At 54.5% G+C, this 1,150-nt stretch carries 1 rRNA gene; it reads left to right on the top strand.

Annotated features, from left to right (window positions below):
* Window positions 1-17: 17 nt before the first annotated feature.
* Window positions 18-1,150 (top strand): 16S ribosomal RNA (locus J4617_RS22805); the annotation flags it as partial.

The raw sequence follows: 1,150 nt of genomic DNA, 5'->3' as shown, positions 1-1,150 counted from the left end.
TTGAGCATCAAACTTTTAAATTGAAGAGTTTGATCATGGCTCAGATTGAACGCTGGCGGCAGGCCTAACACATGCAAGTCGAACGGTAACAGGAAGCAGCTTGCTGCTTCGCTGACGAGTGGCGGACGGGTGAGTAATGTCTGGGAAACTGCCTGATGGAGGGGGATAACTACTGGAAACGGTGGCTAATACCGCATAACGTCGCAAGACCAAAGAGGGGGACCTTCGGGCCTCTTGCCATCAGATGTGCCCAGATGGGATTAGCTAGTTGGTGAGGTAACGGCTCACCAAGGCGACGATCCCTAGCTGGTCTGAGAGGATGACCAGCCACACTGGAACTGAGACACGGTCCAGACTCCTACGGGAGGCAGCAGTGGGGAATATTGCACAATGGGCGCAAGCCTGATGCAGCCATGCCGCGTGTATGAAGAAGGCCTTCGGGTTGTAAAGTACTTTCAGCGGGGAGGAAGGTGTTGTGGTTAATAACCGCAGCAATTGACGTTACCCGCAGAAGAAGCACCGGCTAACTCCGTGCCAGCAGCCGCGGTAATACGGAGGGTGCAAGCGTTAATCGGAATTACTGGGCGTAAAGCGCACGCAGGCGGTCTGTCAAGTCGGATGTGAAATCCCCGGGCTCAACCTGGGAACTGCATTCGAAACTGGCAGGCTTGAGTCTTGTAGAGGGGGGTAGAATTCCAGGTGTAGCGGTGAAATGCGTAGAGATCTGGAGGAATACCGGTGGCGAAGGCGGCCCCCTGGACAAAGACTGACGCTCAGGTGCGAAAGCGTGGGGAGCAAACAGGATTAGATACCCTGGTAGTCCACGCCGTAAACGATGTCTACTTGGAGGTTGTGCCCTTGAGGCGTGGCTTCCGGAGCTAACGCGTTAAGTAGACCGCCTGGGGAGTACGGCCGCAAGGTTAAAACTCAAATGAATTGACGGGGGCCCGCACAAGCGGTGGAGCATGTGGTTTAATTCGATGCAACGCGAAGAACCTTACCTGGTCTTGACATCCACAGAACTTTCCAGAGATGGATTGGTGCCTTCGGGAACTGTGAGACAGGTGCTGCATGGCTGTCGTCAGCTCGTGTTGTGAAATGTTGGGTTAAGTCCCGCAACGAGCGCAACCCTTATCCTTTGTTGCCAGCG

The organism is Salmonella sp. 32010601201800023SM (assembly GCF_017572235.1).
In the GTDB taxonomy this organism is placed as follows: Bacteria; Pseudomonadota; Gammaproteobacteria; order Enterobacterales; family Enterobacteriaceae; genus Salmonella; species Salmonella enterica.
This window is presented reverse-complemented; position numbering and strand designations above follow the sequence as displayed.